General features: G+C 46.7%; 12 protein-coding genes. 3 read left to right on the top strand and 9 right to left on the bottom strand.

Annotated features, from left to right (window positions below):
- Positions 1-127: 127 nt before the first annotated feature.
- Together ACEW9O_RS04335 and ACEW9O_RS04330 are read right to left on the bottom strand one after the other, a co-directional pair.
- The gene (locus ACEW9O_RS04335; protein WP_373548903.1) at positions 128-1,084 is read right to left on the bottom strand and encodes a hypothetical protein; all 957 of its coding nucleotides are present in this window, start codon (positions 1,082-1,084) and stop codon (positions 128-130) included.
- Between the two features lie 227 nt (positions 1,085-1,311).
- Positions 1,312-1,950: a hypothetical protein gene (locus ACEW9O_RS04330; protein ID WP_373548902.1), complete on the bottom strand. Its 639-nt coding sequence runs from the start codon at positions 1,948-1,950 to the stop codon at positions 1,312-1,314.
- A gap of 136 nt (positions 1,951-2,086) precedes the next feature.
- Between ACEW9O_RS04330 and ACEW9O_RS04325 the strand changes: the two genes are divergently transcribed.
- The gene (locus ACEW9O_RS04325) at positions 2,087-3,499 is read left to right on the top strand and encodes an APC family permease (RefSeq protein ID WP_373548901.1); all 1,413 of its coding nucleotides are present in this window, start codon (positions 2,087-2,089) and stop codon (positions 3,497-3,499) included.
- Here the strand turns inward: ACEW9O_RS04325 and ACEW9O_RS04320 are convergent.
- Positions 3,496-4,275, bottom strand: coding sequence for a patatin-like phospholipase family protein (locus ACEW9O_RS04320; protein ID WP_373548900.1), 780 nt, complete (start codon positions 4,273-4,275; stop codon positions 3,496-3,498). The two genes, ACEW9O_RS04325 and ACEW9O_RS04320, sit on opposite strands and share 4 nt — an antisense overlap.
- A gap of 89 nt (positions 4,276-4,364) precedes the next feature.
- On the opposite strand from ACEW9O_RS04320, the gene ACEW9O_RS04315 reads away from it, so the two are divergent.
- A complete protein-coding gene (locus tag ACEW9O_RS04315; RefSeq protein ID WP_373548899.1) occupies positions 4,365-5,054 on the top strand; it encodes an NAD-dependent deacetylase in 690 nt (229 codons plus the stop codon).
- 24 nt (positions 5,055-5,078) lie between these two features.
- A complete protein-coding gene (locus tag ACEW9O_RS04310; protein WP_373548898.1) occupies positions 5,079-6,686 on the top strand; it encodes a GMC family oxidoreductase in 1,608 nt (535 codons plus the stop codon).
- A gap of 10 nt (positions 6,687-6,696) precedes the next feature.
- Here the strand turns inward: ACEW9O_RS04310 and ACEW9O_RS04305 are convergent, their stop codons facing one another.
- The 6 genes from ACEW9O_RS04305 to groES all read right to left on the bottom strand — a co-directional run bounded on the left by ACEW9O_RS04305 (position 6,697) and on the right by groES (position 14,406).
- The gene (locus ACEW9O_RS04305; protein ID WP_373548897.1) at positions 6,697-7,587 is read right to left on the bottom strand and encodes an MBL fold metallo-hydrolase; all 891 of its coding nucleotides are present in this window, start codon (positions 7,585-7,587) and stop codon (positions 6,697-6,699) included.
- Between the two features lie 142 nt (positions 7,588-7,729).
- Positions 7,730-8,827 carry a molybdopterin-synthase adenylyltransferase MoeB gene (gene moeB, locus ACEW9O_RS04300; RefSeq protein WP_373548896.1) on the bottom strand — a complete coding sequence of 366 codons (1,098 nt, stop codon included), beginning with the start codon at positions 8,825-8,827 and terminating at the stop codon, positions 7,730-7,732.
- Between the two features lie 330 nt (positions 8,828-9,157).
- Positions 9,158-10,195 carry a hypothetical protein gene (locus ACEW9O_RS04295; RefSeq protein WP_373548895.1) on the bottom strand — a complete coding sequence of 346 codons (1,038 nt, stop codon included), beginning with the start codon at positions 10,193-10,195 and terminating at the stop codon, positions 9,158-9,160.
- A 120-nt stretch (positions 10,196-10,315) separates the two neighbouring features.
- Positions 10,316-12,220, bottom strand: coding sequence for an acetate--CoA ligase (gene acs, locus ACEW9O_RS04290; protein WP_373548894.1), 1,905 nt, complete (start codon positions 12,218-12,220; stop codon positions 10,316-10,318).
- Positions 12,221-12,415: 195 nt separating this feature from the next.
- Positions 12,416-14,050, bottom strand: a complete 1,635-nt coding sequence (gene groL / locus ACEW9O_RS04285) for a chaperonin GroEL (protein WP_373548893.1) — start codon at positions 14,048-14,050, stop codon at positions 12,416-12,418.
- 92 nt (positions 14,051-14,142) lie between these two features.
- Positions 14,143-14,406, bottom strand: coding sequence for a co-chaperone GroES (gene groES, locus ACEW9O_RS04280; RefSeq protein ID WP_373548892.1), 264 nt, complete (start codon positions 14,404-14,406; stop codon positions 14,143-14,145).
- Positions 14,407-14,538: the final 132 nt, after the last annotated feature.

The following is a 14,538-nucleotide window of genomic DNA, read 5'->3' as shown; positions in this document are numbered from 1 at the left end:
ATAATCAACAGCAGTTGATTGATCACAACGTGGCAGCCTTCGACTGTTTTTGGTAGCTCCAACTCAATGTTTTTGATGCCCTAAGATACTTTTTATTTTCATATTTAGCAGCCGCCGAAGGCGGCTGCTAAATAGTTACTTCAGGATTTGTAAAACACAAGCCTTCATCATAAACCAAACCCCAAAGTATACCATCACGATCCAAAACCAATTCGGTGAATTTTTGATGAGAGATGGTATTCGAATTTAGACTGCCAGACCAATCGTTTGCTTTGCTGTGTTTACCAGTCGTCAAATCGAAGTAATACAGGGCTTCATAGGTACTGCACAACAACAAATGTGGTTTGATAAAAATGGCGTAGGTGAAATGGGGGGCAGTGGGTAAGGAGAATAAATCCTGGAGTTGTTTTTTTGCGGTATCGAATACCTTTAATCCTACGGAAGTACACAAGATGTACTTGTTTTTTTGACTCGGATAAGGGAGTACCTGTCGAATATCGTAAGCTGCCTGATTGGTTTCGGTATTGGAAAAATACAAACGACTTGAGAAGTTTTTTTTATCACCCAAGGTCCAAATTTTCATGCCGGGACCATAGAAACGATATTCAAAAAAACCATTGAATTTCTTTTGAGCATCCAAAATCGGGGAAAATCTTTTTCCACTAATTTGATCATTCCCTGTGGAGTAGGGTTGAAAAACCAATTGTTTTTTTTGGATGGTTTTTTGTAGATCAATGGAATAAAGTCCATTTCCTGCAGTTAACCAGAGCTGATCTTGAGCATCTAGATGGATGAGGCTGTAATCACTTAAGGTTTCTTCACCATTGACCAATTTAAACCCTCCGAAATTCAGACAAGTATCCCGAAGCCGATCATAACAGTATAATTTTTTTAGGGAGCAGAACCACAAGTTTCCTTTTTGGTCTTCCACCATTGAGCTTTGTAAATAAGGATCATTGATGCCTTTTTCAAGCCCGTATTTAACGACCTCTGCACCATCGTAGCGGTAAAGGCCACCCAGTGTTCCTATCCAGTTGAAATGACGAGAATCTTTAAAAACGAATACGACTTTGGTGTTTTCCAAGCCATTTTGGCTGGTCAATTCGTGAAAGAATAAATCATTTTGGCTAAATAAAGGAGGGAACAGCCAAGAGAAAAATAAGCTGAAGAAGAAGATTGAAGAAAATTTGAGCAATTTAATCACGGCTTGTCGGTGTTCTGAATTTCACCAGTAAGGTATATCAGTAAGGTGAAAATCCAGCAGATAACTACTGAATTTTCGCCTTAACTGCATTTTTAATCGATCAATCATTAGATTCTCCACCATGGTGGACAAGGCCAGGCGAGAAAAAATTGGGCCCCATCGGCGAATCCCTTACCTGGGATGTCATTTACGATGTTAAGATTGTAATAAACTGCCGTTGTTGCAGGAGGAACGATCATCCCGTAATCAACCTTCACCTGGTACGCTTTAAGTCCGACCACACCGGAAGCAGCTACTAAAAGCTGCACTTGACTTTCGAGCAAAACGGCAAAAGTATAAGCCTGAGCTGCACCATTCGCCAATGCTGGGTCTTTTTTAAAGGTCTTTAAAAAAGTCTCATCAAAATAATCCTCTCCGGTTAATGCTCCTGGAAAATGATTGCCCGGCAAATTCAGCGGTACAGCTTCATAAGGAAAAATAACACAAGCTTTGGCAACTAAGCGCAATTGATTGGTGGATGGATCGGTTTCAGGAAAAAACATCACCCCATACTCCAAAAAAGCATTGGATGGTTTAAAATTACGGTGGGTTTCAATCAGTTGTAACATGAAGTCTACATCGTCGTACGAGAAGTCATAGTGTGCGGGATCAGTCGCCACTACTGTCGGAAGTACAGGGGTAGTAGGTAAAGTCGGGGGACTAGCGTGGCCAAAAACAACACAAGTCCACAAGGTTAAGAGGATCATGATCCTCTTTTTGGTTTGGTTCACAGTGTTAAACATTTTCATCAATTTAGGATGAGGGGAAAAATAATTCTTGTCTCTTTGTTATGGGATTGTATTTTTGGTTCGAATAGGAAAGAAAATTTCACAAGTATTGAGTATGTCGAACACCAACAACACCAAACAACTGGCTGCGGCCATTACGTTGCCCACAGCAATAGCGCTGATTATCAGTTCTATGATCGGATCAGGAGTGTACAAAAAAGTGGCTCCAATGTCCGATACACTTCAATCGCCTTGGTTGGTTATGATTTGTTGGTTGCTCGGCGGATTAATCAGCTTGGCTGGAGCGATTAGCAACGCCGAGGTAGCAAGTTTGTTGGCTGGAACAGGCGGTGAATACCGCTATTATCGCACAATCTACGGCAAGTTTTTTGCATTTGTATTCGGCTGGGCAAATTTTGCGGTAATCAAAACTGCTGCCATTGCTTCGATTGCGTATGTATTCACCCAATCGTTCAATTCTCTTTTTCCACTGCCGGAATTATTGCCGCAATGGGCAGGAGTAAACATAGGTGGTTGGTTTTACCCTTTCGACAACCTGAGTGTTAAACTCTTTACGGTTCTTGTCATCGTTTTGCTTACGTTTGTCAACATTCGGGGCGTGAAACTCGGAGGGCAGATCAGTAAATTGTTGATCATCTTGGTACTTCTAGGCATCACCACCATTATCGTCTTTGGTTTGAGCAGCGGTCAGGCCGATTGGAGTCGATTGAGCCAGAATGCTACTGGCTATGTGAGCCCGGGCTGGGGCGGGCTGGTTTCGGCCATGTTTACCGCGATGTTGGCTGCTTTTTGGGCTTACGAGGGTTGGAATACCATTGGCTACATTGGTGGAGAAATTCAAAATCCCAACCGCAACTTACCGATCATTTTATTTTGGGGGGTAATGACTGTGATTACGGTATATCTATTGGCCAATCTCACTTATTTGGTGTTGCTCCCTGTTGATCAACTCATTGAGATCAGAAAATCAACCAATAGTATTGCTGCAGTTGAAGCCATCAAGTCCTTTTGGGGTGCAGGTGGGGGATATTTTATTTCGATCCTGATTTTGGTGACAACGCTGGCTTCTACACATACGACCATTTTGCTGGCCGCTCGCACCTATTTTGCGATGGCGGGTGAAGGGGTGTTTTTTAAAGGCGCCGATGAAATCCATCCTAAATACCAAACGCCGAGCAAAGCTTTGATTTACCAATGTATTTGGACTTGTGGCTTGGTATTCTCCGGTAGTTTTGACCAATTGACCGATATGCTCATTTTTGCGTCCTTCCTGTTTTACGGGGCTACTACCATGGGTGTGTTTATTCTGCGCCGCAAAATGCCAGATGCCCATCGCCCTTATCGCGTTTGGGGGTACCCTGTTGTGCCCGTTGTATTTATCTTCTTTTGTATCGTTTTGATTGGCAACACCTTGATCAACCAACCGCGCGAAGCCTTGTTGGGTATCGGACTGATTGCTACCGGATTGCCGTTTTATTACTTTTGGAACAAAAAACTTCAGGATTAAGCAATTTTATTGAGCAATTCCAGCCCATCCTTGTAACCAATTTCCAACTGCAGCTCGCGTGCTTCGGCTGAAAAATTAGCGGGATTGGGCAAGGTGCGCGATGGACGCAAGTACAGGAGTTTTTCGCCGTATTTGCGTTTCATCCCCCACAACAAGGGCAAAAACTTGGAGGCCTCGGCGACGTCAATGCCAATGAGTAGATCAATATTGGGTTTTTGAAAGGTCAGATCAACAGGCATGATTTTGTAAAGCCCGCCGTCGATGTACTTGTTTTTGCCAATTTGATGCGATTGGAAAGCAGGAAAACTGGCGCTGCCGATGATGTATTCCACCAGAAGTTCTTTGGGGATGTCTTCTTGAAAAAAAGATTCTCCTCGCCGTTGCGTCAGGTTGTAGATGACCAGTCCGAAATCGATCTTAGAGTCGCGGATTTCTTGTTCATTCAGCGCAGTACGCAATAGCTTTTTCAAACCATTGATGCGGATGCCTCGATTGAGGATGCCGTCTTTGACCAAGCCCAAATATCCCTCTTCGGGTTTTTCGCGCAATTGATCAAACGCTTCTTCGGGTTGGCTGTTGCGCCACAAATCCAAGGCTTTGGACAAATCACCCTGAGCGATTAGGGCCGCATTGATGGCACCTACCGAAGCACCGGTAGCTACCTTGATGTTGTTTTGAAAACCATTCTCGTACAAGGCTTGCCAAACGCCAATTTGATAGGCACCCCGTGCGGCACCGCCAGATAGCGATAAGGCTAGATTTAAATTGGTCTTCATGGGAATTTTATTTACAACTATAAGGCAGGAATCGGTGAAAATGTTTTCAACAAGTAAAGTATCTTAGCATAAATTTCACTAGACTACCCATGAAAAAGGAAAAAATTGTGGTGCTCTCCGGTGCCGGGATGAGTGCCGAAAGTGGCATCAGTACCTTTCGTGACGCCAATGGACTATGGGAGCAACACGACATTATGGAAGTAGCCTCGATTGAGGGCTGGCGTAAAAACCCTGGTTTGGTCCTCAACTTTTACAACCAACGTCGCCAACAACTCAAAACAGTGCAACCCAATGTGGCACACCATGCTCTGGTCGAATTGGAGCAAAAATACAAGGTGCACATCGTCACCCAAAATGTGGACGACTTGCACGAACGAGCGGGCAGTAGCTCCATCATCCACCTGCATGGTGAATTGCGCAAAGTACGGAGTTCCGTGCACGAAAACCTGGTGTACCACTGGGAGGACGATCTCAATTTTGGCGACCTTTGTGAAAAAGGGACGCAACTGCGGCCTCACATCGTCTGGTTTGGGGAGATGGTTCCCAAAATTACCGAAGGAGCCCGGCTGGTTGGGGAATGTGACCATTTGATCATCATCGGTACTTCCATGCAGGTTTATCCAGCAGCGGGTTTGGTGGATTATGCACCGGGCCATGCGCCGATTTATTACGTTGATCCAAAGCCTAGTTTAGATACTCGGCATTATCCCGAAGTAAAAATTATTGCTGAAAAAGCAAGTACTGGCGTGCGCAAGCTGGTGGATCAGCTCCTGGCTTAAACATGCTCCTTAATAGTTGATCGCATGACTTACGACTACATCATCATTGGCGCTGGTTCGGCGGGCTGTGTATTGGCCAATCGCCTCTCGGCCAATCCCGACAATCAGGTTTTATTGCTCGAAGCGGGTGGACCGGATCGCAAACTGGAAATCCACATCCCGGCGGGTTATGCCAAATTGCACCGCTCAGAAGTGGACTGGGGCTTTGAAACCGAGCCTCAGGCGCAGCTTTATGATCGCCGCGTATACTTGCCCCGGGGCAAAACCTTAGGGGGATCCAGCTCGACCAATGCGATGGCTTATATTCGTGGAAACCACGAAGACTACAACGATTGGGCCAAATTGGGCAATCCATCCTGGACTTTTGATCAGGTTTTGCCCTACTTCAAACGTTCCGAACACAATGAGCAATTGGATCAATTGAATCCAAACTATCACGGCCAGGGTGGTTTGCTCAATGTGACCTACAACCAAAAGTACCGCTCGGCGGCGGCAGAAGCATTCGTTGCATCTTGTAAAGCTATGGGCATACCCGAAAATCAAGACGTGAATGGCGCCGAACAGGAAGGTGCAGGCTATTTTCAGTTCAACATCAAAGACCAAAAAAGGCACAGCACAGCGACGGCCTTTTTAAAACCAGTTTTGTCTCGGTCAAACTTGAAAGTCATTACCCAGGCCCAAACCCAGCGTTTGTTGATTGAAAATGATCGGGCAGTGGGAGTGGAATTTCTGCTGGCAGGCAAAACCCAACAAACCGCCAAGGCCAATCGTGAGGTGATTTTGTGCGCAGGTGCTTTTCAAAGTCCCCAATTGTTGATGCTCTCTGGCATTGGGCCTGAAGTGGAATTGAAAAAATGGGGAATTGAGGTCAAAAAAGCCTTGCCTGGAGTAGGTCAAAACTTACAAGACCACTTGTTTGTCAATGCTTCGGCCATTACCCATACCAAGGGACTCAATCATGCGCTGAAGCCACTGAGTCAACTGCAGTACTTGTTGCAGTATGCGATTTCCAAATCTGGCCCCATGACCATTGGCCCATTGGAAGCGGTCGCCTTTACGAAGGTATTTAAAGACAATGACCGCCCGGATCTGCAATTGCATTTTGCACCCATTCAGGCCGATTACAATACCGATTTGCACAATTGGAAAACCTTGCCAACGGTGGATGGCTTTAGCATTTTGCCCACTTTACTCAAGCCGAAGAGCCGTGGCTATCTGGGTTTACGCTCAACTGACCCAACAGCAGCAGCACTGATTCAGCCCAATTTCCTTAGCGAGGAGCATGACCTGAAGATATTGGTAGAAGGCATCAAATTGGCCTTGGAACTGATGGAGCAAAGTCCATTGCAGGCAATTACAAAGTCAAGGGTGACCCCGCCAACGAAAGGAGCTTCAGAAGAGGCCATCATCGAGCACATCAAACGCCGGGTAGAAACAGTTTACCACCCCGTAGGAACCTGTAAAATGGGCTCCGACGAAATGGCGGTGGTAGACGAACAGCTCCGGGTGTGGGGTATTGAAGGCTTGCGGGTGGTGGATGCCTCCATTATGCCCACCATTGTTTCGGGGAATACCAATGCTCCGGTAATTATGATTGCGGAAAAAGCTGCCGATTTGATTTTGGGCAATTGAAAATTTTACTTTACTGCTCCGTCTTCTTCGCCCAATACCGCAACAAGCCCGCCACACTCATGTGCGCAGGATTGGCTGCGGCATATTTTTCCAAATCAGCAGGCGTAGCACCACCGTCTAACAGTTGCTGTTGTACGTATTGCTCAAATATTGGAATGATGGTTTCCGTAGGTGTTTGATCATCAAAATAAGGCTTGATCCAATTGGCCCAATCCAATAGATGCCGTTCCAGGTCCAGCAAATGATTGGGAATATCTGCGGTGACCCGCCCAAAATGGGTAAGGTACAATTCAGTTGGTTTCAAGCTGGACAACAAACGGATGGACTGCAACCAGTCTTCAACATTGATATCGGGTGGTGGACAAGGGGGAACCACAACCCCGGTTCCTATTTTAACACCCGCCACATCGCCAGTGAAAACTTTATCTCCGATTTGCCAAACCAGGTGATGCACGGCATGCCCCGGAGTATGCCAAGCTTTTACACTTACCCCTTCCAAATAGATGGTTTCGCCATGCGCTACAACGCGCAACTGAGCCTGCGGGATGGGTTTCATCTCTCCCCAAAGCACATCCATTTGATCCAAATAAATCCTTCGGGCTGAACTGACCAATTTTTCAGGATTGTTCAGGTGCCTTTCGCCAAAGGGATGCAGGTAAATTGTGGCACCGTGTTGCGCAAAAGCCCAGGCTGCGCCAGCGTGATCAAAATGGATGTGGGTGATAAAAACGTGTTTGATGTCGGCAGGAGTATAGCCGTATTGAGCCAAACCTGCTTCCAGAATTGGAAAGGTGGAGTAGGGTCCAGTTTCGATCAAAATCGGGCCACTGTCGGTTTCAACCAAAAAAACGGCGATTGCTTCCGAAGCACCCAAAAATTGAAGGTCGAGGATATTGATCATAAGTTGATTTTGATAGGCTAAAGATAAGGTGCTAATTTGCTAATTTGCTAATATGCTGATGGGTTAATGCGCCAATAGATGAATGGGACAATGTGTTAAAGTGTTAATGTGTTGATCGTACATTCATTAGCACATCAGCACATTAACCCATCAGCAAATTAAATAAGTGTTGCCAACCCATTTGACGTTGGAGTAGTAAAATCGCTTCTTTGCTGCGTGCTCCACTTTGACAATGGATGACTACGGGGTGCTGACGGTCAATTTTGTGTAAATTGTCCAAGAGTTCCCCCAAAGGGATCAATAAGCCACCCAGATTTTGCCGGGCGTATTCTTCGGGCTGGCGGACATCAATGAGCTGGAAACGATGCCCTATCGAGCGCCATTTTTCTAGTGTTTCCACAGAAATACTCGGCACTTCCAACTGTGATGGGGTACAATAGTAGCTCGTTTCGCGTAGGCTGGTAATGGGATAAGCTTCCTGGGCCATTAATTTGATGCTGCGGGTACTCATGCTGGCAGCATCAAAAAGGAAGAGTTTTCCGACCAAAGGTTCCCCGATGCCAGTAATGACTTTGATGACTTCGTTTGCCTGCATGCTGCCAATGATTCCCGGCAGAACCCCCAATACCCCACCTTCGGCGCAAGAAGGAATGGTACCTGGTGGGGGTGGTTCTGGATATAAATTGCGGTAGTTGAGTCCACGTTTGCCATCCGGCAGGGGGAAGTTAAAAACCGAAACTTGCCCTTCGTACCGAAAAATGGAGGCATAAACGTTGATCTTCCCGGTGAGTACACAAGCGTCGTTGACCAAATAGCGGGTAGGAAAATTGTCGGTTCCATCCGCAACTAGGTCGTATTCGGCAATGATGGCCAAGGCATTGTCGGCATTGAGCGCCGTTTCGTAAACCTGAACCTCCACATGTGGATTCAGTGCCCGGATGCGTTGTGCCGCAGTTTGGGCTTTGGATTTCCCTAAATCCTCGGGTGTATAGAGGATCTGACGTTGTAAATTGCTGAGATCGATGGTGTCAAAATCCACAATGCCTATCTTGCCCACCCCCGCGGCGGCCAGATAGAGTAGGAGGGGAGAGCCTAGCCCGCCTGCACCTACCACCAGCACTTTAGCGGCCTTGAGTTTTTGCTGCGCGACCACATCAAAATCAGGTAGCGCCAAATGGCGGGCATATCTTTGCTCCTCACTTGCCGTTAACCGTGGTAAAGCCTCCGATCCGTAAATCATAGTGCATCTTTAGGCGAAAAAGAAATTATTTTTTTATATAACAAAAACTTTGATTAATTTTACGTCAGCGCAAAGAATTGACCAGGGTTTGACGATGTCATCGAGGTTTTTTGAGGTCTGATTCCACGCGCTAGCATAACCATTGTAACGTATAATCGGTTTTTGGGATAGCCTCTTTCCGCATTCGGGGGAGGCCTTTTTTTTTGTTTAGGGGTTTAGGAAAGTTTAGGGAGGTTGAGGAGGTTTAGGCTACCGCAGCGACTTAGAAAAGGACAATGTCAACATCGCTGCGGTAGCCTAAACCTTCTCAACCTCCCTAAACCTTCTCAACTACCGATGGTATTTCTGCGTCAACAAATTGATGTTGCTCACCACAATTTGTCCCATCGTAAAACACTTGTCAAAAATGTCATTCTTGTGGTGGTAAATCAGCTCTTCCCGGAGTTGTTGGATTTTTTCAGAAGGAGCAATGTCATCCGCCATCATGGTTTGGAAAAAAAGCGCGGTGCGATTGGGCTGGGTCTTCATGCGTACGGCCATCAAACTACGTTCTTCCAACTGATACTGTAAAACAGATTCGGGTGCCATGTTGTTGATGCCCAAAAAGATAATCGGGTTGTTTTCCCTGAAGTATTGGGGGAGATAAAAACTCTTACGCCCCTCATAAGATTGTTGATCAAAATCAATGGCCCGCATCCGGTATTGGTTGCCTTCAATATCTGGGGTGATGTCTACTACGTAATTGTACGAACGCATGTCCCCCAGAAGCCGGGCAAAACAACGTTCGTTGAATTTGACAAACTCTTTGGCGATCCTGGTTTTGTTAAAAACCGATTCCTTTAGGTGGCGCTTCATAAAATCATCACCCGGCACCCCGGCAATGTGCTCTTCGATCAAGGTGCTACCACTCACCATGTAAATCATCGTATTGGGCGAAAGGATATCTTCCAATTCCAGACCATACACCCGTGATGCATCCGCTTGTTTGACGTAAAAGTGATCGTAGTTGTCGTTGATGCGGTTGATGATGCGAACACGGAAAGGTTTGGAGTTGCCAAAATTGCAGTAGTCAATTCGTGCGATGGTGAGGTGATCCAACAGTTCTACGTTTCCATCCACCTTGAGTAGCGAATAGATGTACTTAAGCGCCTGGTAAATTTCTTTTTGATCATACTCGGGGTAATACACCGTTTCCCAAAGGGTATCTTTGCCTTCCTGGTCAATCAGGGGTATCGCGGTATTGTAACGCAATAAATCGCTGTATTGCAGAGGGAGGTCAGCTGCGCGATTGTACTTTTTCAAATACTCCAACAAGTGTTCCTGAATGGGGTACACCCGTTTTTTTTGAGAAGGCACGTTTCCTTTCATGATTTTTTTGATAAGTCGCTTCCCAACCAACAGCGTTCCAAGGTTCCAGCATTCAACCAGCACTTCGACTTCGCTCAGTGACCAGTTGAATGCTGGAACCTTGGAACCTGGAACCCTTTTTTAAAGCTCCGCCGCCCCACTCTTGATTTCCTCCACTACCTCCGGATTGAGCAGGGTAGAAATGTCGCCAAGATTGGATGTATCTCCCTCGGCAACCTTGCGCAAAATCCGGCGCATGATTTTGCCCGAGCGGGTTTTGGGCAAACCACTGACGATTTGTATTTTATCAGGTTTGGCGATGGGACCAATTTCTTTGCTGACCACGTCCATAACCTCTTTGCGGAACTGGTCTTCATCACTGACCGGGTCAGTCGTTATCACATAGGCATAAATGCCCTGTCCTTTGATGTCGTGTGGGTAACCCACTACAGCGGATTCAACTACACCGGGATGTTGATTGATCGCGTTTTCAACTTCCGCTGTCCCCAGTCGGTGGCCGGATACATTGATCACATCATCTACCCGACCAATGATGCGGTAGTAACCATCTTGGTCCCGGCGTGCACCGTCGCCCGTGAAGTACATGCCTTTGATGGGGCTAAAGTAGGTTTGGCGACAACGTTCGTGATCGCCATAAGTCGTACGCAAGATGGAAGGCCAGGGGAATTTGATACACAGCAAACCCTCTACGTTATTTCCTTCAATTTCTTTCCCTTCGGTGGTCGTTAAACAAGGTTGTACTCCCGGCAAGGGCAGGGTAGCGTAGCAGGGTTTGAGCGGAGTGATGCCTGCGAGGGGGGAAATCAAGATGCCCCCCGTTTCGGTTTGCCACCAGGTATCTACAATTGGCGCATGTCCTTTTCCAATTTTGTCAAAATACCAGCGCCAAGCTTCCTCATTGATGGGTTCACCCACACTGCCCAGTACTTTGATGCTGGACAGATTGTGCTTTTCTACCCAGGAATCTCCCTGGGCTTGTAAGGCTCGGATGGCAGTAGGGGCTGTATAAAAATGGGTCACCTGGTGTTTGTCGCAGATTTCCCAAAATCGCCCGGCGTCGGGGTAAGTGGGTACACCTTCAAACATGATGGACGTTGCTCCGCTCAACAAGGGCCCATATACAATGTAAGAATGCCCGGTAATCCACCCAATATCAGCAGTACACCAATAAATGTCGCCATCCTCAATCTGAAAAACATTGCGGAAACTGTAAGCCGTGTACACCATATACCCGCCACAGGTATGTACTACCCCCTTCGGTTTGCCCGTGGAACCGGAAGTATACAGGATGAAGAGCATGTCTTCGGAGTCCATTGCTGTAGCAGGACAATCACTGGATTGGGGATTGACTTCCTCGTGCCACCATTTGTCGCGCCCAGCTTGCATCGCTACCGGAACGTCCACACATTGATAAACCAGTACGGTTTCAATGGAATCACAACCCATGGTTAAAGCTTCATCGACCACTTTTTTGACCGGAATATGTTTTGCTCCACGGTTGTTGTAATCCGAAGTGATGACCATTTTGCAGGTGGCGTCTTTGATGCGATCGGCCAGCGAATGCGCCGAAAACCCTGCAAATACAACCGAGTGAATGGCCCCAATCCGTGCACAGGCCAAGATTCCAATCGCCAATTCGGGCACCATTGGCATGTAAAAACATACGCGGTCTCCCTTTTGAATGCCATTGGCTTTGAGTGCGTTGGCCGCTTTGCATACTTCGGTATGGAGTTGGCTGTAAGTGAAGCTGCGGTTGGGCGCTTCGGGGTCGTTGGCTTCCCACAGTAGGGCAACTTGGTCACCCCGGGTGCTCAAATGACGGTCCAGGCAGTTTTCGGTGATGTTGAGCTGCCCGCCCAGGAACCATTTGATATCAGGCTCCTCAAAATTCCAGTCTAGCACCTTATCCCAGGGCTTGCGCCACTGAAAGGTTTCAGCTTGTTCTGCCCAAAATGCTTCGGGGTTTTCAACTGCGCGTTGGTAGGCCGCGTGGTATTCTTCAAGGGTACGGATTTGCAGAGTCATGATGCAGGAACTATGGTTTGATGGGTAAATTTAAGCGCTGTGCCTGAACAAGCAAAAGAATTAGGAGAAAAACAATAAAGATTAATCAATGGTATTTTATCTGTAAATAACCATATGTCTTAATCTAAAAACAACAAAGGGATTGATGTTTCCACCAATCCCTTCGGATATATTTATGATCTTATCGATAGTCGATTACATCATTCCAGGCATACCGCCGCCGCCATGCATATTCGGCATTGGAGCATCTTTTTCTGGCTTGTCGCTCACTACACAATCGGTAGTCAGCACCATTCCGGCAATGGAAGAAGCATTTTCCAAAGCGATGCGGGTAACCTTGGTTGGGTCAATTACACCAGCTTTTTTCAAATCTTCGTATTTGTCGGTACGGGCGTTGTAACCCATGGCATCTTTGGAGTTGGAAACCCTTTGCAATACCACCGAGCCTTCTACGCCTGCGTTTTCAGCAATGATGCGCAAAGGAGCTTCCAGTGCTTTTTTCACGATGGCCATCCCGATGGTTTCGTCTTCGTTGGTGCCTTTGGCATTGGTCAACACTTTAATAGCGCGAACCAGGGCTACACCACCACCAGCTACAATACCTTCTTCAATAGCAGCACGGGTTGCGTGCAGGGCATCGTCAACACGGTCTTTTTTCTCCTTCATTTCTACTTCGGTAGGTGCACCTACGTAAAGTACTGCCACCCCGCCTGACAATTTTGCCAAACGCTCTTGCAGTTTTTCACGGTCGTAGTCAGAAGTAGTAGCCACAATTTGCTGCTTGATCTGCGCAATGCGAGAATTGATCAGCTCTTCGTCGCCTTTGCCATTGATGATCGTCGTGTTGTCTTTGTCTACTTCGATTTTTTCCGCAAGCCCCAAGTGCTCCAAACCAGCGTTTTCTAGTTTGTAGCCTTTTTCTTCGGAGATTACTGTACCTCCTGTCAATACGGCGATGTCTTCCAACATCGCTTTGCGACGGTCGCCAAAACCAGGAGCTTTAACAGCAACGATCTTCAGGTTGGCACGCAGGCGGTTAACCACCAATACGCCCAAAGCCTGGCTTTCGATGTCTTCAGCAATGATCAACAAAGAACGACCACTACCTACTACTTTTTCCAATACTGGCACGATGTCGGCCATGTTGGAAATTTTGCGGTCGGTGATCAGGATATATGGACTTTCGTACTCTGCAGTCATGTCCTCCGTGTTGGTCACGAAGTAGGGAGAAAGGTATCCGCGGTCGAATTGCATACCCAATACTTCATCTACATAAGTATCGGTACCTTTGGCTTCTTCTACGGTGATGACGCCGTCTTTGGTTACGCGCTTCATCGCATCAGCGATCAGGGCACCAATTTCTTCGTCATTGTTGGCAGAGATTGCGGCAACTTGTTTGATTTTTTCAAAATCGTCGCCAATTTGTTCAGACTGTTCTTTGAGGTTTTCTACCACTTTGCGAACAGCTTTATCCATCCCACGCTTGAGGTCCATGGGGTTGGCACCTGCTGCGACGTTTTTCAAACCTGCGTTGATCATGGCTTGAGCCAAAACGGTTGCAGTAGTCGTACCATCACCTGCGATGTCAGCAGTTTTGGAAGCTACTTCTTTGACCATTTGAGCGCCCATGTTTTCAACGGCGTCTTCCAGTTCAATTTCTTTGGCTACGGTAACCCCATCCTTGGTAATTTGAGGTGCGCCGAAGCTTTTTTGGATAACCACGTTGCGGCCTTTAGGTCCGAGGGTTACTTTCACTGCATTAGCCAGAGCATCTACACCAGCGCGCAATTTCTCTCTTGCGTCGCGGTTGAAGCTAATTTCCTTAGCCATATTGCTTTTAAATTTAAATGTCGAAAAAGGTAATTTGGAAAGAGGACGCTATGTCATGCGCCCGAAGTCAGTAAGACGAAGTGGCAGGCTACTTAAATCACCACCAAAATGTCGTCTTCACGCATGATCAGGTAATCTTGACCTTCGAAGTTCAGCTCTTGACCGGCATATTTGCCATAAAGAACGATGTCGCCAACCTGTACGGTCATCAAATTACCGTCTTTACCTGGGCCAATGGCAACAACTTCACCGCGCTGTGGTTTTTCCTTAGCAGTGTCAGGGATGATGATACCACCTTTGGTTTTCTCTTCAGCCGGAGCGGGTTTAACAACAACTCGATCGTTGATAGGCTTCATAATCAGAATATTAGTAAAGAAATTAGAAATTCTAGGTTCAATTAACGCCTAACCTTTAGCATATGTCGTGCCAATGTACGGCAGTGTGTCAAAATGGCAGAGCTGAAGGTTTTGGGTTTCCAATTGTTTTTT

The organism is Haliscomenobacter sp. (assembly GCF_041740695.1).
Classification (GTDB): Bacteria; Bacteroidota; Bacteroidia; order Chitinophagales; family Saprospiraceae; genus Haliscomenobacter.
The sequence above is the reverse complement of the archived record's forward strand: the minus strand, read 5'-3'. Positions and strand labels throughout refer to the sequence as shown.

Excerpts from the sequence above, each read along its gene's own strand:
- ACEW9O_RS04330 (WP_373548902.1), bottom strand. The coding sequence starts at position 1,950 with ATGATCCTCTTAACCTTGTGGACTTGTGTTGTTTTTGGCCACGCTAGT.
- ACEW9O_RS04325 (WP_373548901.1), top strand. The coding sequence starts at position 2,087 with ATGTCGAACACCAACAACACCAAACAACTGGCTGCGGCCATTACGTTG.
- ACEW9O_RS04320 (WP_373548900.1), bottom strand. The coding sequence starts at position 4,275 with ATGAAGACCAATTTAAATCTAGCCTTATCGCTATCTGGCGGTGCCGCA.
- ACEW9O_RS04315 (WP_373548899.1), top strand. The coding sequence starts at position 4,365 with ATGAAAAAGGAAAAAATTGTGGTGCTCTCCGGTGCCGGGATGAGTGCC.
- ACEW9O_RS04310 (WP_373548898.1), top strand. The coding sequence starts at position 5,079 with ATGACTTACGACTACATCATCATTGGCGCTGGTTCGGCGGGCTGTGTA.
- ACEW9O_RS04305 (WP_373548897.1), bottom strand. The coding sequence starts at position 7,587 with ATGATCAATATCCTCGACCTTCAATTTTTGGGTGCTTCGGAAGCAATC.
- moeB (WP_373548896.1), bottom strand. The coding sequence starts at position 8,827 with ATGATTTACGGATCGGAGGCTTTACCACGGTTAACGGCAAGTGAGGAG.
- ACEW9O_RS04295 (WP_373548895.1), bottom strand. The coding sequence starts at position 10,195 with ATGAAAGGAAACGTGCCTTCTCAAAAAAAACGGGTGTACCCCATTCAG.
- acs (WP_373548894.1), bottom strand. The coding sequence starts at position 12,220 with ATGACTCTGCAAATCCGTACCCTTGAAGAATACCACGCGGCCTACCAA.
- groL (WP_373548893.1), bottom strand. The coding sequence starts at position 14,050 with ATGGCTAAGGAAATTAGCTTCAACCGCGACGCAAGAGAGAAATTGCGC.
- groES (WP_373548892.1), bottom strand. The coding sequence starts at position 14,406 with ATGAAGCCTATCAACGATCGAGTTGTTGTTAAACCCGCTCCGGCTGAA.